Origin of the sequence: Spirosoma sp. 48-14 (assembly GCF_001898575.1) — a bacterium.
Taxonomy (GTDB): Bacteria; Bacteroidota; Bacteroidia; order Cytophagales; family Spirosomataceae; genus Spirosoma.
Window position 1 is genome coordinate 117,493 of sequence record NZ_MKUD01000086.1, and the last position, 20,382, is coordinate 137,874.

The following is a 20,382-nucleotide window of genomic DNA, read 5'->3' on the forward strand; positions in this document are numbered from 1 at the left end:
CTACTCTTAACTCAGCGAACAGGCTGAGGTGAATTTGTTTTGTCAATTCCGTTCATTTTCTCGTCAAATCGACCACCTTCTGATGAAATTCTATACAAAGCATATCCTGCTTACAGGCTGCTTGTTGCTTGCTCTATGCAGTTCGGTACAGGCGCAGTTTTCGTTGATCGGGCAATTGCGTACCCGCACCGAACTGCGCAATGGCGTGGGTAACCTGGCACCTAAAGATGCCCCGGCTGCCTTTTTTACGTCGCAACGCGCCCGCCTGACCTTTGGCTATAAATGGGATCGTGTGCTCTTTCAAACCTCGGTGCAGGACGTTCGGGTGTGGGGTCAGGATGCATCGACCATCAACAATACCGATGGGAATCGTCTGATGGTACACGAAGCCTGGGCCGAAATTACATTGGTTAACAGCGCCGATACCACGATCAAATTCAAGCCTATTCAAAATCTATCACTGAAAATAGGCCGCCAGGAGCTAGTCTACGATGACGTTCGCCTGCTCGGAAATCTTGACTGGCTCCAGCAGGGACGACGTTTCGACGCGGCATTGCTGAAAGCGCAACATCGGGGCTGGGCTCTTGATCTGGGCGTTGGCTTTAACCAGAATACGGATGCGTTTGGAACCGTCGGGGATTACTACACGGCCGGAAATGCACCAACAACTGCCTTATCGACCAAAAACGTAACCCTGGTGATTCCGGCCGGTTTTCTGCCCACATCAGGCAAAGGTGGAGCGCCCATACTGGCAACGCCATTGAGCACAAACGGGCAGAATCAGCAGTTTAAGTCGTTTCAGATGGCCTATCTGACGCGCAAATTCAGTACTCCTGCAACTGGCAGTACAAAATTCTCGGCCCTGCTTTTTAAAGACGATTTTCAGAAGTACCGGATCGACTCGCTAGGCAACGCTACGCAGGGTTACGTATATAGTCGCCGTTATGACGTTTCGGGCGTGAATTCGCGGGTAACCTACGGGGCTATGCTGGTTGGCCAACTGGGTAATCCGACCTCAAAACGGGCTAAAGTACAGTGGCAGGCCTTTGCCTACGGTCAAAGCGGTAAAGACCGTGATGGCCTGACGATTAAAAAAGCTTATCACTATGGGGCCAACTTCATGATCCAGAAAGGAGCGTTTAGTGTGGGACCAGGCTATGAAATTCTGTCGGGTAATGATGCCACAACGACTCAATCGGGCGAAACCAGCCGATTCGATCCGCTTTACGGTACTCCGCATCGGCATTGGGGCTACATGGACTATTTCTACGTCGGAACGGGGGCGCCTGCTGGGGGGCTGAACGATGCGTTCCTGAAGTTTAAATATACCGGAACTCGCCTGACGACTTCGCTGGATGCCCATTACTTCGCCCTTGCCAGCGCGACGTACAACAAAATGCCCGACGTTCCGGCTGGGATCTTATTACCTTCCAAACTGGGCATGGAATATGACTTTGTGGCGACCTATGCGCTCAACAAGTTTACCACGCTTGAATTTGGCTATTCGATCATGAATGGTACCAATACGCTTGAGTATACCAAGCAGGGGACCATGGACGAAAAAAATAAGCTGGGTACCTGGTCATACCTGATGATCAACGTCCGCCCGGATTTTCTCGCTCCCAAAAAGTAATAGACTATTTGTAACGCGGGTGGAAACCCGCGCTATCTGGTTGCAAATCGCGGGTTTCCACCCGCGTTACTACACTACTCACAACTCTAAATCTTTAGACATATATAACCATGAATACAATCACGAATAAACCACTCAGCTCTCTGAATGTACTGAATTTTAAAGGTGTTCAGATGCGGACGTTCCACATCACCTGGTTTACGTTCTTTGTTTGCTTCTTTGGCTGGTTCGGTCTGGCTCCGCTGATGCCCGCCATCCGTGAAGATCTGGGCCTGACAAAACCACAGGTAGGTAACACCATTATTGCGGCTGTATCCGCTACCATTCTGGCCCGACTCATTATTGGTCGTCTGTGCGATACCTGGGGACCTCGTAAAACCTATACGGCTTTGCTGGTAATCGGCTCGTTGCCCGTGATGCTAGTGGGCCTGGCGCATGATTATACCACGTTTTTGCTGTTTCGGCTGGCGATTGGGATTATTGGAGCCTCGTTCGTAATCACGCAGTATCATACATCGGTGATGTTTGCGCCCGGTATCAAAGGTACGGCTAATGCGGTAGCGGGTGGATGGGGCAATCTGGGTGGTGGTATTACGCAATTGGCGATGCCGCTGATTATGGCAACCATCGTTGGGTTTGGTTATACGAAGCCCGAAGCCTGGCGGTTGGCTATGGTGGTGCCCGGTGTGCTGATGCTCATTATGGCCTATGTGTATTACCGCTTTACGCAGGATACGCCAGCAGGTAATGTCGATCAGATTGAACGGTCCGTTTCATTGGGTGAAAAAGTGAGTTTCTGGAAAGCCTGTGCCGATATTCGGGTGTGGGCACTGGCGCTGGCCTATGCCTGTTGCTTCGGTATGGAGATTACGTTTGATGGAGTCGCAGCGCTCTACTTCTTCGATAATTTCAAGATGGAGCAGACCGAAGCGGGCTTTTGGGCTATGTTGTTTGGCTTCATGAACATTTTCGCCCGTGCTCTGGGTGGTATCGTTGCCGATAGAGTCGGGAAGAAATACGGCATGCGGGGTAAAGGCGTTTTGCTGGCCGGTATGCTTCTGCTCGAAGGGTTGGGTATTATTCTGTTTGCCCAGGCTGGTAGCTTGCCGTTGGCTATTGCGTCGATGCTGACCTTCGCGCTGTTCCTGAAAATGTCGAACGGAGGTACTTATGCCATTGTGCCATTCGTCAATCCGAAAGCGATTGGGGTTATTTCGGGTGTTGTGGGGGCGGGGGGAAACCTCGGCGGTATGCTGATGGGCTTCCTGTTCAAGTCGCAGTCGATCTCCTATGGTCAGGCGTTCCTGTACATCGGTTGCGTCGTTGCCGTTATCGGCGCTGCTCTGTTTCTGGTGAATTTTAATAAAGCCGTCGTGGTCGAAGAAGCCCGCGAAGTGGAATTACAATTGAATTAACGGAGAAGGGAGAAAGGAGAAGGGACGAAAGAATGTTTCGACGAATGGACTTCTTTCCTCTTCCCATCCCTTTTCCCTTCTCCTTTCTCCCTTTTTATCATGCAAACGACCTGTTGTTATTGTGGTGTTGGCTGCGGAGTGGTGGTCAAACAGGAGCCGAACGGACGACTGACCGTTGAGGGCGATAAACAACATCCATCCAATCGGGGCATGCTCTGCTCCAAGGGCATGAATCTGCATTATACGGTTATGGATCAGTCGGATCGGCTGCTGTATCCGCAGATGCGGTTCAACCGGGCGATGCCTATGCAGCGGGTGAGTTGGGATGCTGCGCTGGAGCGAACAGCCGCCGTTTTCAGAACGCTGATCCAGAAATACGGTCCCGATTCGGTAGCGTTTTATGTGTCGGGGCAGTGCCTCACGGAAGAGTATTACCTGGTTAACAAACTCATCAAGGGGTTTATCGGCTCCAACAATATCGACACCAATTCACGCTTATGCATGAGTTCGGCCGTAGTCGGCTATAAACTATCGCTGGGCGAAGATTCGGTGCCGGTCTGTTACGACGACATTGAGGAGGCTGATGTATTTCTTGTCGAAGGAGCCAATCCGGCCTGGTGCCATCCGATCATCTGGCGACGGATAGAAGCGCATAAAGCCGCCAATCCGAACGTTAAAGTCATCTGCGTTGATCCGCGTAAGACCGACACCGCCCGCTCTGCTGATTTACATCTGGCTCTCCGACCCGGCACCGACATTGTCCTCAACAATGCGATTGGTCGATTAGTGATTGAGAATGGGGATATCGACATTGATTTTATTACCAATCATGCCGACGGATTTAGTGCCTACCGGGAGCAGGTGATGCAGCGGACAGTTGAGGAAGCGGCTGAACTCTGTGGCATTTCGTCCACTCAGATTCAGACCGTGGCCGACTGGATTGGTCGGTCGAAAGGGTTTCTGTCGCTCTGGACCATGGGCCTGAATCAATCGGTCGTTGGCGTAAACAAAAACCTGTCGCTCATTAATTTACACCTGATCACGGGGCGCATCGGTAAACCGGGAAATGGTCCTTTTTCGCTAACCGGGCAACCCAATGCCATGGGGGGGCGCGAAACGGGTGGACTCGCCAACGTATTACCCGCCCACCGCGACGTAACCAATGCCATCCACCGCGCTGAAGTTGAAGCGTTCTGGAATAGCCCCGTCAAGATTGCCGATAAACCCGGACTGACGGCTACCGAGATGTTCGAGGCATTGGCCAACGATAAGCTAAAAGCTATCTGGATTATCAATACGAATCCGATGGTGAGTATGCCCGATGTAAATACCGTTGAACAGGCGTTGAAAAAAGCCCGATTTGTGGTGGTACAGGATGTATCGAATCGGGCGGATACCGTTCAATTTGCTGATGTGGTACTTCCGGCGGCTGCCTGGCTCGAAAAAGAAGGTACAATGACCAATGCCGAACGTCGGATTGCCTATCTGCTCCACGTACTCGATGCACCCGGCGAAGCCCTGCCCGACTCAGAAATCATTTGGCGATTTGCCCGAAAAATGGGCTTTACGGATGCCTTTGCCTATAAAAACGTATCGGAGGTATATGACGAATACGCCCAATTGACGGCCAATACCAACGTCGATATTGCCGGCGTTAGTCATGAACTGTTGAAGCAGGTACGAACCGTGCAGTGGCCTTATCCGGCGGGGAGCAAGGAGCAAGGGGCAGGGGGGACAAAGCGGCTCTTTACCGACCATCAATTTTATACAGCAAACCAGCGGGCACAAATTCATGCCGTACCTGATGGTAATGCATCAGAACCTACCGATTCGGATTTTCCACTGGTGTTAACGACGGGCCGTATTCGCGACCAGTGGCACACCATGACCAAAACAGGTCGGGTGGCTAAACTGAATCAGCATAGTCCACAACCGTTTCTACAAATTCATCCTGAGGATGCACGCGTTCGGGGTATTCAGGATGGTCAGTTGGTAGAAGTTCGCGGTCGGCGGGGGGAGGTTCGGGTAAAGGCGCAACTTACCGAGGATGTCCGGCAGGGTCTGTGCTTTCTGCCCATGCACTGGGGTAAAGTCTCGGCCGGCGCTCCGGGGAACAGCAACCTGAACCGGGCGAATAACCTAACCAATGCGCTGATTGATTCGCGTTCGAAAGAGCCCGATTTTAAGTTTACGGCTGTGGAGGTTGCACTATATCGGAAGGCGACTGAGAAAATCATTATTATCGGTGCGGGATCGGCTGGATTGGGTTTTATCAATGCCTATCGAACGTTGACGGTCGACGATGAAATACATGTCTTCTCCAAAGAAATTTACCCGTTCTACAATCGCGTTCTTTTGCCCGATTACATCAGCGGAGCACAACCCTGGGAGCAGCTTGTCAAATTGCGTGAAGATCAGTTTGCCGAAGCGAACATCATCGTTCATAAAGGCGTAGGTATCGACCATATCGACCGGAAAGCGAAAGTCGTGATCGACTCCAACGGCGTTGAGCATTCGTACGACAAACTCGTTTTGGGAACGGGAAGTAGTGCTTTCATGCCGAAAGGGATTCCACGGTTGCCGGGTATTTTCAACATGCGTTCCCGGCTCGACGCCGATTCACTAATGCCGTTCCTCAATCAGAAAGATCCGCATACGGTCATTGTGGGCGGTGGATTGCTGGGGCTGGAATTAGCCGCTTCGTTACGACAAATTGGTGTTCGGGTAACGGTCATTCAGCGGGCAGGGCGTTTCATGGAGCGACAACTCGATCCACTGGCCAGCGAACTGCTTTATCTGGAACTTCTCGACCGAGGCATTGATGTCTATTTCAACGAAGAAGTTCAAACCTTCATGGGGACTGGTCGAGTCGAAGGCGTTCAGTTGAATTCGGGAAAACGAATCAGTTGCCAGGCCGTAGTGATCGCAATCGGTACAGTTCCCAGCATTGATCTGGCTCGCGAAGCCGGACTCGTCTGCAATCGGGGCGTGGTGGTAAACGATTACCTGCAAACCTCCGACCCCGACATTTTTGCGGCTGGTGAAGTGGCTCAGTGGAATGGGCAGATGTGGGGAATAACCCTGGCTGCCGAGCAACAGGCCGAAGCCGCTGCCCGGTTTATAGCCGGAGATATTTCGCAACCGTATCGGGGTAGTCTGGCTATCAGTATCCTGAAAATGGAAGGGCTGCATCTGTGTAGCATGGGGCTGACCGAAGTACCTGCTAATGCCGAAAACGAGTATGAAGAGATTGTGTTTATCGACAAGGCGAAACGGTACTATAAAAAGTGCATTGTCCATCGCGATAAACTGGTAGGCGGCATTCTGGTGGGGGATAAAAATGAATTTGCGGAGTTCCGTGAACTGATTGCCAATGGCACTGAGCTATCCGAAAAACGGCTTCAACTGTTGCGGGCGAGCAAAAAAGTAGACCCCGTCGAAGGTAAGCTGGTGTGTTCCTGTAATACCGTTGGGCAGGGTAATCTGGAGCGGGCTATTCGGGCAGGCTACACGGACTTTCAGCAGCTTTGCCAGAAAACAGGTGCCGGAACAGGCTGCGGATCGTGCCGTCCCGAAGTGCGAAGTATTCTGGAAACAATGAGCGAAAGAGTGAAAGAGCGAAAGAGTGAAAGAGTGAAACCATCCGGTAGGCTCTTCGCTCTTTCATTCTTTCGCTCTTTCACTCTTTCACTCTTTAAAAATGCGCGACTATTATACTCTGAAAATCAATTTGCCCGCTGGTATCGTATCGCCAGCGTCGTTGCAAAATGTGTTGACGCTGGCTTATAAAGCTCATGTGCGAACGGTACGGTTTGGGGCACGTCAGCAACTGCTGATGACGGTGCATTATGAGGATATGCGTTTTCTGGAAAAAGACCTCAAACAACAGGCCATTGCTTATGAGGTTAACACGGAGCAGTTCCCGAACATTATCAGTTCCTATTGTGGCGAAGAGGTGTTTCGGACGGGAGTCTGGCTGCACGAAAGCGAATACCATACTGTACTGGACCAGTTCGACTACCAACCCCGGCTCAAGGTTAATCTGTCGGACTCGAATCAGAGTTTTACACCCTTTTTTACGGGTAACCTCAATTTTATTGCGTCGCCGGAGCCGCACTTCTGGTTTTTGTATGTACGACCGAAGCAATCCAATATCCTATTCCGCTGGCCAGAATTGATTTATACCAACGATATTGGCCGACTTGCCAAAGCTGTGGAAGAAGCGATGCTTGATCAGGGACACCGCGACGAGTCATCACTCTATCTGGCTGTTACCGACGGGCAATCATTTATTACGCAACGGGCTACGCAGGAGGTTGAGCTTCCCGAGTTTTCATTGCCGTATTATGAGGGATTCAACCGATATGGCCAGCGGTCGTGGCTAGGATTGTATCGGCGGGATGAAGCGTTTTCTATCCAGTTCCTGCTCGATGTTTGTGCTTTATGTTTGAAAACGCGCATTGGTGAATTATGCGCTACGCCCTGGAAGTCGCTCATTATAAAGGGTATCGAGGAAAAAGATCGGGCTGCCTGGTCGTATGTACTGGGCAAGCATAATATCAATGTACGACATGCTGCCAATGAACTGGCCTGGCAAACAGAGGACCATTCTGACGAAGGGACAGCCTTGAAAAAATACATCCTGGGCTATTTTGAAAAACAGGATACACGCACCTTCGGGCTATGTTTTGGGATTCAGACCCGGCCAAAATCGGAGGTATTTGGCTCCGTACTGATTCGCCGACGGCCTCTATTCCAGATTGGACAATTGGCCTTATTCAGCCTGTACGACATTTATTATACCGAGAATTTTAACCCCAACAGCCGGGTATACCGTCGGTTCGAAAAAGGGCTCTTCAAAGTTCATCTGCCCAACCAGTTAAACCGCCTATGTCGAAAATTCAATACTGGACGATCGGAGGAAAAGCGGGAAATAGATCGTGTCGAAACCGAAAAGCCGGAACCGATCTCGCTAAATGAATATGTTGTTCATCAGTGCCCTCATTGCTTCACCACGTACGATGCTCAGTACGGTGATGAACGGCAGGGAATACCCGCTGGAACAACCTTCGATAATCTCCCAGGCGATTATGTTTGTCCTACCTGCGATGCCCCAAAACGTGAGATGCGTGAGGTGGTACTGGAGCCTGTATAAGTAGCAAAATTTTGCCTCCAGGGGTCTTTTGTCCGGCTTCGGCATCGGCCGTGCGGCTTCGTCAGCATGGTAAAAAATAACCTCACTAACCTGCTTGATTTAAAATGTTTATCCGTTATGAAACCAGTCGCCGTAGTACCAACTTTCTTCGCATTTGAAAGCGATTTTGTCGATTCGCTTCGTTGCATTCCCATGATTGTCCGGTATAAACTCGATACCTGCGGCATCAAACTAAAACTACCCGAATGGGTAAAGCTCACCGTTGACGAGAAAGCCCGGCTGGCCGAACAACCTTGTTATACTTCTGCCGAGATCGCGCAGTATCGACAGGATTTAATCGATCTGGTTCAACGTCGTTGCCACCATACCGTTAGCGAGTTGGGCGAGGTGAATCCAACCTGGGCATATCTGGGGGAAGTTCCAGACGAAGTACAGCTAAAAGCACAGGAATGGAAGTGTACACCTCTAACCCTCCAGCAATGGCTCCAACTCGATGTATTACAACGCTTTGCCCTAGTAAAGTTGAGCCGCTCAGGCCACGAAGGAGCGAATTTTCCGAGGGCAATACGGGAGTTTTTTATTGAGTGATTGAGTGGTTGAGTGATTGAAAAAGTATGCGTCAGCTTTTCACTCAATCACCAATCACTCAATAAAAATGCTTAGTATTAGCCTGTGGATCAGCAGGCACAGGAACTAAAACGACAAATCGAACGCATACTGCATTGGGAGCCCTCGTCGCACTGGCGTCTGCGGGACTTCGTACACCTACGTGATCTCGTGTTCAGTCAGACTAATCACGAACTGAATGTCGACGATTTACAGGCGTTCTGGCAATTGTCGGAGATTCCGTCAAAAGCGTTTTTAGATACCCTCACACACTTTATTGAGTACGAAGGCTGGGATGATTTCTGCCACCGAAATCAGGTGAGTGAAATGGTTCCTGTCAGGCCCGATGCATTTCATGCCCGTAGTTGGGAAATTCCAACGCGGTGGATTATTATTATCTGCTGGTTATCAGCAATTGCTTCCATAATCGTTGCCATTTTGTTAATCAGGCATCGATAAACGATTCAATCGCCTAACTCGTTATAGTTTAGTAATTAATTAACCCGCCTTCTACGGCCAACTAAATGGTACGTTTTCCGATTTTACTTAACCTGCTATGTGGTGCATCGCTGGTCGTTGCTCAGCCTGCGCCAAAACCAAAAACCGTTACTAAACCAACAGAGTATCAGGCTGGTAGCCTTAACCTGAATAGCCCAATTCCGGTCGACCCAGCCGTGAAAGTGGGTAAGCTGCCCAATGGTCTGACGTATTACATCCGTAAGAATGCCGAACCCAAAAACCGCGCTGAACTCCGGTTGGTGATTCGGGTGGGCTCGGTACTGGAAAATGATAACCAGCAGGGACTGGCCCATTTCATGGAGCACATGGAATTCAACGGCACGAAGAATTTCCCCAAAAACGAACTGGTCAACTATCTGCAATCGGCTGGCGTTCGCTTTGGAGCCGACCTGAATGCCTATACAGGCTTCGACGAAACCGTTTACCAGCTTCCTGTTCCGACCGACTCCGCTAATGTATTCAACAAAGCTTTTCAGATTCTGGAAGACTGGGCGCACAACGCTACCATCGACCCAGCCGAAGTGAATAAAGAACGGGGCGTCGTGCTGGAAGAACGACGGCTCGGACGAGGAGCGGGTCAGCGGATGCGCGACAAGTACTTTCCGGCGTTGCTCAATAACTCACAATACTCCAAACGACTGCCCATCGGTACAGAGCAAGTACTAACCACTTTCAAAACCGAAACCCTGCGGCAGTTCTACCATGACTGGTATCGCCCCGATCTGATGGCCGTTGTGGCCGTTGGTGATTTTGATGTGAAGCAGGTAGAAGGCATTATTCGGGAGAAGTTTGGCCGAATTCCAGCCGTTAAAAATCCAAAACCACGTACCGAGTACGACATCCCGTCGCACAAGGATACTAAAGTGGTTATCGTAACCGACCCCGAGCAACCTAATACGGTCATTCAGGTGATTTACAAACGTCCTGAAATCAAGGAGAAAACCCTGAACGATTTGCGGGAGAGCATTAAGCGTGGCCTGTTCAATACCATGCTCGGCAATCGGATTCAGGAATTAACCCAGCAGGCCAACCCGCCTTTTCTGGGAGGCTACAGTAACTATGGCGATTTTCTGGGTAATCTGGATGCGTTTACCTCAATTGCTGTTGCCAAAGGGGGCAATGTGGAACAGGCCATCCGGGCTGTACTGAACGAAAACGCTCGTGTGAAGCAGTTCGGTTTTACGGCTACCGAACTCGAACGGGCCAAACAGGAGTTCATGACCAGTGTGGAGCAGGCGTATAGCGAGCGGAACAAAACCCGTTCGTCCAGCTTTGTGAACGACTACGTGCAGAATTTCACGGAGAAAGAACCCTATACCAGCATCGAGTTTTATTATGACTTCCTGAAAAAGGAACAGCCGGGTATCAAATTAGCCGAAGTGAATGCGCTGGTCGATCAGTTTATCCACAACGACAACCGTGCCGTTATTGTAATGGCTCCTGAGAAAGAAAAAGACAAACTGCCTACCCAAGCGCAGATTCTAAGCTATATCGACGATGCTGGTAAAGGGTTGACGGCTTATGAAGATAAAACGGTCGACAGCCCCTTGCTGGCGACCCAACCAACAGCTTCGCCGGTCGTGAACGAAAAGAAGATCAGCGATATTGGTGTAACCGAATGGACATTGAAAAACGGGGTGAAGGTGGTGTTGAAGCCTACCGACTTCAAAAACGACCAAATCCTGTTTTCGGCCAATAGCTTGGGTGGAACGTCTCTCTATGACCTCAAGGATTTTCAGTCGGCCCGGTTTTCCTCTACCCTGACGGCAATGGGGGGCACGGGCGCTTATAACCAGATTCAACTGGGGAAATTTCTGGCGGGTAAACAGGTCAGCGTCTTTCCGTACGTGGGTGAGTTGAGCGAAGGCGTCAATGGCAGTGCGGCCCCGAAAGACCTGGAAACGGCTTTGCAGTTACTGTACAGCTATTTTACCCAGCCTCGCAAAGACCCTGACGTGGTAAAAGGCTTCCTGTCGAATCAACGCAGTGCGTTGCAGAATCAGATCAATACACCTACGCCACAAAAGGTATTTCAGGATACAGTATCGGTAACGCTGGGCGCTAACAATCCCCGTCGTCAGCCGCTGACACCTGATGATCTGGACAAAATTGATCTGGACCGGGCTTTGCAAATTTATCAGGAACGCTTTGCCAACGGGGACGACTTCCGGTTTTTCTTCGTCGGTAATTTTAAAGAGGAGCAAATAAAGCCATTGATCGAAAAATACCTGGGTGGACTACCCGCTTCCGATAAGCCTGAAAAATTCAATGATCTGGGTATTCGGATTCCGTCGGGGCAGATCAGCAAAACGGTGTATAAGGGCCTCGACCCAAAGGCATCGGTGCAACTGGTATACAGTGGCGATCTGACCTGGTCGACCGAAACAACCACACAGCTCGACGCGCTGGCCGAAGTACTGGAAATCAAATTAATTGAAAAGCTTCGGGAAGAAGAGAGTGGCGTTTATGGCGTGGGGGCCAGTGCCGCTTATGCGAAATATCCAGTACCGCGCTATACATTCCGCATCAATTTCGGCTGCGCTCCCGAAAACGTCGAAAAGCTGATTGCCAAAACCCAGGAGCAAATCAATGACTTAAAACAAAAAGGGGCTCTGCCTGCCGACATTGCCAAATTTAAAGCCGAAACTCGTCGCGAAACGGAAATTCAGTTGAAAGACAATCAATTCTGGCTCGGCTATTTGCAAAACCAGTATTACAACGGCGACGCCCCCGACGAAGTCCTGCACGAAAATGAACAGTTGGACAAAGTAACGGTGGAAAGTACAAAAGCTTCTGCCAATAAGTACCTGGGCCAAAACTTCATCCGGTTAGTATTGATGCCGGAAAAGAAGCAGTAATAAATTGTTAGATTGTACAAAAAAGATAAAGCCCGGTACGTACCGGGCTTTATCTTTTTCGTGGATTATTGCTGGTTGGAATATCGTTTACATGCCCTACAAAAACCCTTTTGCCAGGTAAGAGAGGGTTTATTTCACGATCTGCTCGCCCGGTAATAGCCAGACCCCCCGTGCCGATTGCCCGTAAAATGTATTGCCGAAAGGGATTTCCTGTCGACGGGTTTTGCCATTTTTCAGACGAAGGGATACCACAGTCGTTTTAGCATCGACGGGCGTAAACGTTTGTGGCTGTTGAACAGCAAACAGGCGTAATGGTCCACGGTTTTCAGTCGTTGCAATCCGGCAGTGGCCCTGCGCGTCAGGTAAACTCACCAAGGCTTTGGCGTTACCGGGAACATAAAAACCACTTCGGGCGATGGTTATCGGCTGAAAACCGCCTTTACCGTCGCCTTTCAGGACGAGCCCATTGAAGGCATCCATCCGACCGGCTACCAGGTCGCTACCGTGTTCATTCCCGACCAGTACGGCATCCAGGTTTCCATCGCCATCAATGTCCTGAGCCAGCATACCAAAAACGGGGGCCGCCTGAGCCATGATCGGTAAGGGCTTAATCTCAAACTTGCCGTTGCCCTTGTTCTCAATATAGCTGGTTGATAAATAGGTGGCCGTAAGTTTTAGCGCCTGGCTGCGTTCGTCGTCAGTCAGGATCTGATTAATGGTTGCTTCGCCAAAAGGAGCGTATTTGAGGTAGCGTTTTTTGATTCCGATCATCTGCTTCACCATATCGTCCCAGCCAAAATAGGGGTATTCTTCATACTGGCCTTTGGCATTTTTGAAGTATACGGTTGGGAATGCGTCGTAAAAGCCATTGTTATCGAAGTCGCCCGCATAGATTCGAACAGGTCGTTCGGGAGTAGCGCGAAGCAGGTTGTTCTGCCCCAGATTTCCAGCCAGATAATCAATGTCGCCGTCGTTGTCGAAGTCGCCGGGTGTTAACGAGTTCCAGAAGCCTGATTTCTCGCTTAATCCACTGTTTTCGACGGGCGTAAGACGACCCTTTTCGTTATGGAGCATCAGTAAAGGTGCCCACTCTCCGGCTAATAGCAAATCAGCATAACCGTCATTGTCGTAGTCGGTCCAGAGTGCATCGCAGGTCAGGCTTTGCTTCGTAAGGGCCGGAGCCATCTGAGCAGTTGCGTCTGTAAAATGTGGTTTATCCTTGCTGCCTCCTTCGTTTCGTAATAGATAACTACGAACCCCCATCGGGTATTTGTACGGTTCGACGCGGCCACCGACAAACAGATCGAGATCGCCGTCTCGGTCAATATCAGCCGCTTTAACACATGAGCTATTCAGCCGAAAATTTGGTAAGGCCGTGGTAGACACCGTAAAATTTCCTTTGCCGTCGTTTACATACAGTCGATGGAGCAGGGCTTCGTCCAACTGATTTTGGCCAACTTCAGGGCTACCACTGGCTGCGTACAAATCGAGGTCGCCATCGCCATCGGCATCAAACAAAAGAATACCAGCGTCTTCCGATAGTTTGGCCGGAAACGATTTTCGGTCGAAATGACCGTTGGCTTGCTGAAGCAGCAAGTCGGTTGAGAATTTCGAGCTACCGCCCACTACCATATCCATAAAGCCATCGCCATTTACATCGCCAACAGCCAAGGCAGGCCCATATTCGGTGAGCTTATGCAACAGAGTTTTCTGAAGATTGAAATCAATAATGTCGGTTTCCTCATGCCGGTAGGTGATGCCCAGTGCAGCTGTTACATCGTTCATCAAAGGGCTTGCAACCGGCTTTGGCTCCGTAACGGAGGTGCCGGGTTGGGCGTTGGCTGCTTTCAGAACCAATAGCTGATCGGCATTTACCGTTGGAATAATCTGCACCCGGCCACCGGGCCAGGTCACTTTCAGATTTTTGATCGTTTTCTCCTTACCTAGCCCAAAGTGAGCAATCGGATCTACGCTCGACAGGAAGCCTCGGTATAAGGTATGTTCGTAAAACTCTTTACGACCATCGGGCAATTCGTACTCAACCAGAGCGCCTAAACCCAGCCGGTTGGCCCCATCGCCCTCAAACTGAATGCGGAGGTAATGGGCGTTTTCGGGCTTACGGTCGTTGAGATTGTTCCGATAAACAAAGGCTTCGTCGTTGATATTGTTGATTACGTAATCGAGATCGCCATCGCCATCGAAATCAGCATAAGCAGCACCGTTCGAGAAACTGGGTTCAGTCATGCCCCATAGTTCGGTTACATTTTCGAAAGCTGGCGTTCCCGAACTGCCCCGATTGTGAAAGGCATAATTGCTGACTTTTACCTGCGGTATTTTATCGGTCAGCTCTTTCCGCAACGCGTCGCTTAAGTAGGTGTTCACCGAACTATAATAGACGGTAAAGTCACGGTCGGTTACGTCGCGGGGAAAGCCGTTGGTTACGAGCAGATCACGATAACCGTCGTGGTCCAGATCGACCAGCAAGGGCGACCAGCTCCATTCGGTTTCGGCCACGCCCGCCAGCATACTGATCTCACTAAAAATCGGCATGTTGGCATGGGTTTTCGAGGTGTCGGTGGGTCGAACGCCCTGGTTCAGTTGGAGGGTATTTCGCGCGTACTGGTGTTCATAGCCTAATCGATCCCACTCCTGATAGGCAAAATAACTGCTTGGCCCCATCAGACTCTTCTTGCGAAGGTTATCTTCGGGCAGCATGTCCATGCATACAATGTCGGCCAGGCCATCGCCATTAATATCGGCCACGTCGTTGCCCATCGCCGACGAACTGGTGTGCTTAAAGGAGTCGTGAGCGCGGTTGGTAAACGTACCATCGTGATTGTTGATGTAGAGTACGTCGTTGCTCGCAAAGTCGTTGGTAACGTAAATATCTTTCCAACCATCGCGATTGATGTCACAGATATTTACACCCAGACCGAACCCTTCTGCAATGACACCCGCCTGTTTGGTAACATCGGTAAAGTAGGCGTGACCACGCTTAGTGTCGAAATCGTTGCGGTACAGTCGGTCGGTATTGGGCGATGTACCGTCGTCGATACGAATTTTCAGATAGCCGGGATTTTTTGGGTCGGCAATCTGATCGACTAACACAAACAGGTCTAAATCACCATCATTATCGTAATCGAAAAAGGCCGAGTGAGTCGAGTAGGTCGTGTCGGCAATGCCATAGTCAACTGCCATCTCCCGGAATTTAGGATTTCCGTCGGTGTCATTTCCCTGATTGACATACAGCAGATTAGCCCGCTGTGCCCCTTTTTTATGAAGTGTATTGGAGACATATACGTCGAGCTTACCATCGGCATTGATGTCGACCACCGATACACCTGAGCACCAGCGTCCACCACCGCTAACCCCGGCCGACGAAGTGGCGTCTTTGAAGTGGAAACTACCACTACCCGTTTCGGTATCGTTGATATACAGTCGGTTGGGTACCTGGTTTCCGGCGAAGAAAACATCCGGTTTTTGATCGCCGTTAAAATCACCGACACCGACACCCCCACCGTTGTAGATGTATTGGTAGTTCAGGATATTGAGCGTATCACTATCGGTAATGTTGTTGGCAAACGTGATGCCGGTATCGGACGAGTCGAGCCGTTCGAACAAGGGTTTTTCGCGGCAGGAACTAAGGGCGAACAGACACAGTACGGGCAGGAACCAGGCCCCATGTGAGATGCTAAATTTCATGGATAAGTACGCGCCGTTTTGGGTGGCAGAGGAAATAAATTATCTTCAAATTTACCTATAAAAGCACCGATTAGTACAGGACATGGCTTTTTAGTGGAAATTTAACGTCTCTCATTCAGTTTTTTGCCGATCAGGTCAAGGCTGACCTTCGCTGGGGAATATCTGCTCAGGTTCGCTGGGAACCTGGGGCGTTTTAGGCTTTTGTTTTCGGATACGGGCCAGTACAGGCCGAAAGGTATCGCGCTCAATCACAGCAATTACAGCCAGAAACAGCCCGAACAAGCCAACATGTACAGGCACCGATACCCATAAGTTGGCGATAGGGAACTGCCAGGACAGGTAAATCAATAATCCTGCCCCTAGTATATAGCCCAAAGCGGAGCCTACCTGATAGGGCACTGGATAATATTTCTCGCCCAGCAGATAGCAGATCGCCATCATAACGAAGCTGGATACCAGAAACGCTACTGCGCAGCCCATATACCCAATTACCGGAATCAGAAGAATATTACCCAAAATTGTAATAACAGCGCCCATAACTGTAATGAGGGTACCAAACTTTGTTTTATCGCTGAGCTTAAACCAGAACGATATATTATAATAAACTCCTAGGAATAAATAAGCAAGCAATAATATAGGCACAATACCTAGACCGACTCGGTAGCGTTTGGAAACTAATAGTCCTAATATATCAAGATTTAGGCTTACTCCTACCCAAATTAGGACACAAACAATTAGAAACCATTTGGTAGTCAACGCTAGTAGATCAGGTGCATTTTTATCTTCGGCCTTCGAAAAAAAGAATGGATCGGCTGCGAACTTGAAGGAATTGATGGCCAAGGCCATAAAGACCGATAATTTGTAGCAATTACCGTAAATTCCCAACACATCAGCAGAGCTTAAATCGGTATAAAAGCCTTCGGGTAAAAAATGTCGCAAAAAAATCCGGTCAGTTGTGTTATTGATTAAACCTGCCAGATTTGTGAGCATTAGTGGAAATGCATACACTAGTATTGTGTTAATTTCACTTCGGTTGATTCGGAATTGAAATCCTTTGAACGTATTTCGAATAAGTAAAAAATAAGAAGCATTAGCCAGTAAATTCGCCAGAAAGATGTAACCAGGACCAATAGCAGGATTATAAATTAGTTGAATGGCTGGCTGCAAAAAACGGGCGTATTTACCCGCTGAAATGTCTCGGCAAATGATTAGGAAGAAAATATTTAGAAATACCACGAGCGCAATATTAATAAGCTTGGCCAGCACAAACTGACGAGCTTTGTTCTCTACTCGTAGCCGGGCAAACGGAATAGCTACAATGGCATCAATGGCAATTAGTAATGCCACCCATACAACAGATGATTGCTGTCCTGGATAATCTAGCCAAATAACTAATTGGGGAGTTAAGCCGATAATTAATGCGGACGCAAGCGTACTAACAATAATAACAATACTTAGAGTATCATTGAAAATTCGTTGACGTTCGGCCTGATTGTCTTTTGCTCGGGCGGCAAAACGAAAAAAAGCAGTTTCGAGCCCTAATGTGTATAGAGTTAACAAGACAGCTACATAGCTGTATAATTCGACATTAGAGGATAACTCTCCCGGCTTTTTAAACACATAAGTGTGTAAGGGGACCAACGCAAAATAGAGTAGTCTCCCTAAGATAGTACTGACCCCATACAGGGCGGTATCGCTCGCTAATTTTTTTACGGTGCTCATCTGTCAGAAAGAACGTTGGATTAGGTCGGCTTAGTTGCTAACCTACTCCAGAGTTCACCTTGCTGACTGCAAAGTTAAGACCTTTGGTTATCTTTGTGGCTCAGGCCGAAACAGGCTCCCGGCTGTTTCGGATTACTTGCCATTTAGCTACTGAAACAGCCGGAGCCTGTTTTGGCCATATTCATGTCTCTGAAAATCTCCTCTGCTTTAATCTCCGTTTACTATAAAGACGGTTTAGAGCCTTTAGTTCGGTTATTGCACCAGCAAAACGTCAAACTCTATTCGACGGGTGGTACACAGGCATTCATTGAACAACTGGGAATTCCGGTTACAGCCGTTGAAGACCTGACAGGCTATCCGTCTATTTTCGGTGGTCGGGTAAAAACGCTGCACCCCGCCGTGATGGGTGGTATTCTGTACCGGCGTAACATGCCCGAAGATCTGGCTCAGGCCGAGCGGCACCGGATTCCGCCAATTGATCTGGTCATTGTAGACCTGTATCCGTTTGAAGAAACAGTCGCATCGGGCGCATCGGACGAGGACATCATCGAGAAAATTGATATTGGCGGTATTTCGCTGATTCGGGCGGCTGCCAAAAATTATAACGATGTACTGATCGTATCGTCGCGGAGCCAGTATGCCGGTGTGGTCGAGTTACTGACCGAAAAATCAGGTACGACCGAATTGGCTGACCGGCGTCGGTATGCGGGAGAGGCTTTTGCTGTTACGTCGCATTATGACACCGCCATTCAGGCTTATTTTGCGGGCGAACAGCCGCAGGGAACCGGCTACGAAGGGGTTATTTATGACTTCAAATCGTTACCTGCCAATCACCTTCGTTATGGGGAGAACCCGCATCAGCAGGCTAGTTTCTACGGCGATCTGGATGCGATGTTCGATAAACTGCATGGCAAGGAATTATCGTACAACAACCTGGTTGATGTAGATGCCTGTGTGGGGCTGATTGATGAATTTCCGGCTACGGAGGATTTGGCTGCGTTTGCCATTATCAAACATACCAACGCCTGTGGAATTGCTACGGCACCGACGGCAAAAGAAGCCTATCTGAACGCGCTGGCCTGTGACCCGGTATCGGCCTTTGGGGGCGTCGTGATTACAAACGTACCTGTCAATCTGCAAACGGCTGAAGAGTTGAATAAACTCTTTATGGAGATTCTGATTGCACCCGACTATGCGCCCGAAGCATTGCAATTACTGAAGTCGAAAAAGAACCGGATTCTGCTAAAACGCAACCCGGTCGACTTGCCACCTGTGATGTTCAAAACGATTCTGAACGGGGTGCTGGAGCAGGATAAAGACAATGTGGCCGAAACAGCCAGCCAGTTTAAGACCGTTACGGACAAAGCGCCTACCGATAGTGAAGTTCGTGCGCTGGAATTTGCCCTGAAAGTGTGTAAACATACCAAATCGAACACCATCGTTCTGGCAAAGGAAGGACAATTGCTGGCAAGTGGCGTAGGGCAAACCTCACGGGTAGATGCGCTTCGACAGGCTATCGAAAAAGCACACTCGTTTGGCTTCGATCTAAAAGGTGCTGTAATGGCTTCAGATGCCTTTTTCCCATTCCCTGATTGCGTAGAAATTGCCGATAAGGCTGGTATTACCGCCGTTGTCCAACCCGGAGGTTCCATTCGCGATCAGGATTCAATCGATTATTGTAATCAGCACGGTCTGGCGATGGTCACGACGGGTGTGCGCCATTTTAAACATTGAGATAGTTTTTTGACAGGATTAACCGGATTGGCAAGATTTTCTTAGTCGTTTGCGTTCGTCAATTTACAGGGTTTTGTCCAGGTAGGATGAGGACGGATTCTCAAAACCGAATGGTCTGTCTGGCTCGGTTTTGAGAATCCGCACAAGGCAGGTTATAAGAACCTGCCCACACGAACGCAAACAACTTCTTCAGCAATTAATCTTGTCAATCCTGTTAATCCTGTCAGAACATAGTAACGTATGCGATTACTCTACACAATCTGGTGCGCTATTTGGTTCGTGGCGTTGTACCTCGTACTGTTCCCGTTTCAGTTTGTGTTTCTGCAACGGGAAAACTGGAAGCCGCTTGCCCACAAAGTCAATTACATTTGGGGCATGCTGTTTTTCCTCGTGGCAGGTATGCCGGTGCGGGTCGAACGTCGGTTTCGTCCTGACCCTAAAAAAGTATATGTGTTTTGTGCGAACCATTTTTCGTACCTCGACATTGCGGCTATGGGTGTTATCGTCAGAAACTACTATGCCTTTATCGGGAAAAGTGAGGTAAAACACATTCCATTGTTAGGGTATATGTTTGCCAAACTGCACGTACAGGTAGACCGGAGTCAGCCGAATAGCCGGGCGTATTCGCTGGCTAAATCCATACGAACGCTGGCATCAGGGCGAAGCATTATGATTTTTCCGGAAGGGGGTATCAAGGCCACTGAGCCACCGCAAATGGTCCCGTTTCGCGACGGAGCGTTTACGATGGCGATTCAACAGCAGGTGCCTATCGTGCCAGTAACCTTGTTGAACAATGATCTGATTTTGCCTGACAGAAGCCCAATCCGCTTTCATTGGCATCCATTACGGGCCGTCATTCATCCGCCCATCGATACAAAAGGCATGACTCAGGACAACCTGGAGCAGCTTAAAGAAGAAACATATAAAGTTATTGATAAAGAATTGATGAAAGCACGAAAGAGCGAAAGCGTGAACGAGTGAACGCCAGTTGGCTAAGACACTCCTTTCGCTCTTTCATTCTTTCGCTCTTTCACTCTT

General features: G+C 49.3%; 11 protein-coding genes. 9 read left to right on the forward strand and 2 right to left on the reverse strand.

Annotation, left to right across the window (positions count from 1 at the left end):
• Window positions 1–82 precede the first annotated feature (82 nt).
• From BGO59_RS34225 to BGO59_RS34255, 7 genes are all read left to right on the forward strand, one after another.
• Window positions 83–1,633: an alginate export family protein gene (locus BGO59_RS34225; RefSeq protein ID WP_293691854.1), complete on the forward strand. Its 1,551-nt coding sequence runs from the start codon at window positions 83–85 to the stop codon at window positions 1,631–1,633.
• 110 nt (window positions 1,634–1,743) lie between these two features.
• Window positions 1,744–3,048: a NarK family nitrate/nitrite MFS transporter gene (locus BGO59_RS34230; protein ID WP_293691856.1), complete on the forward strand. Its 1,305-nt coding sequence runs from the start codon at window positions 1,744–1,746 to the stop codon at window positions 3,046–3,048.
• 99 nt (window positions 3,049–3,147) lie between these two features.
• Window positions 3,148–6,837 carry a nitrate reductase gene (locus BGO59_RS34235; protein WP_293691858.1) on the forward strand — a complete coding sequence of 1,230 codons (3,690 nt, stop codon included), beginning with the start codon at window positions 3,148–3,150 and terminating at the stop codon, window positions 6,835–6,837.
• Entirely contained in the window at window positions 6,749–8,203 is a 1,455-nt protein-coding gene (locus BGO59_RS34240) for a rubredoxin (protein WP_293691860.1), read from the forward strand. The genes BGO59_RS34235 and BGO59_RS34240 overlap by 89 nt, the downstream gene beginning before the upstream one ends.
• A 117-nt stretch (window positions 8,204–8,320) precedes the next feature.
• Entirely contained in the window at window positions 8,321–8,791 is a 471-nt protein-coding gene (locus BGO59_RS34245; protein WP_293691862.1) for a nitrate reductase associated protein, read from the forward strand.
• 84 nt (window positions 8,792–8,875) lie between these two features.
• Window positions 8,876–9,268, forward strand: a complete 393-nt coding sequence (locus BGO59_RS34250; RefSeq protein ID WP_293691864.1) for a hypothetical protein — start codon at window positions 8,876–8,878, stop codon at window positions 9,266–9,268.
• Between the two features lie 65 nt (window positions 9,269–9,333).
• The gene (locus tag BGO59_RS34255) at window positions 9,334–12,186 is read left to right on the forward strand and encodes a pitrilysin family protein (RefSeq protein ID WP_293691866.1); all 2,853 of its coding nucleotides are present in this window, start codon (window positions 9,334–9,336) and stop codon (window positions 12,184–12,186) included.
• Between the two features lie 129 nt (window positions 12,187–12,315).
• Here BGO59_RS34255 and BGO59_RS34260 read toward each other — a convergent pair whose 3' ends face one another.
• Complete coding sequence (locus BGO59_RS34260; protein WP_293691868.1) at window positions 12,316–15,888, reverse strand: FG-GAP-like repeat-containing protein; 3,573 nt, start codon at window positions 15,886–15,888, stop codon at window positions 12,316–12,318.
• 135 nt (window positions 15,889–16,023) lie between these two features.
• Window positions 16,024–17,610 (reverse strand): lipopolysaccharide biosynthesis protein, encoded by a 1,587-nt coding sequence (locus BGO59_RS34265; RefSeq protein WP_293691870.1) that lies wholly within the window; start codon window positions 17,608–17,610, stop codon window positions 16,024–16,026.
• Between the two features lie 183 nt (window positions 17,611–17,793).
• On the opposite strand from BGO59_RS34265, the gene purH reads away from it, so the two are divergent.
• Window positions 17,794–19,344 (forward strand): bifunctional phosphoribosylaminoimidazolecarboxamide formyltransferase/IMP cyclohydrolase, encoded by a 1,551-nt coding sequence (gene purH / locus BGO59_RS34270; protein WP_293691871.1) that lies wholly within the window; start codon window positions 17,794–17,796, stop codon window positions 19,342–19,344.
• Window positions 19,345–19,584: 240 nt separating this feature from the next.
• Complete coding sequence (locus tag BGO59_RS34275) at window positions 19,585–20,325, forward strand: 1-acyl-sn-glycerol-3-phosphate acyltransferase (protein WP_293691873.1); 741 nt, start codon at window positions 19,585–19,587, stop codon at window positions 20,323–20,325.
• The last annotated feature ends 57 nt before the right edge of the window (window positions 20,326–20,382 follow it).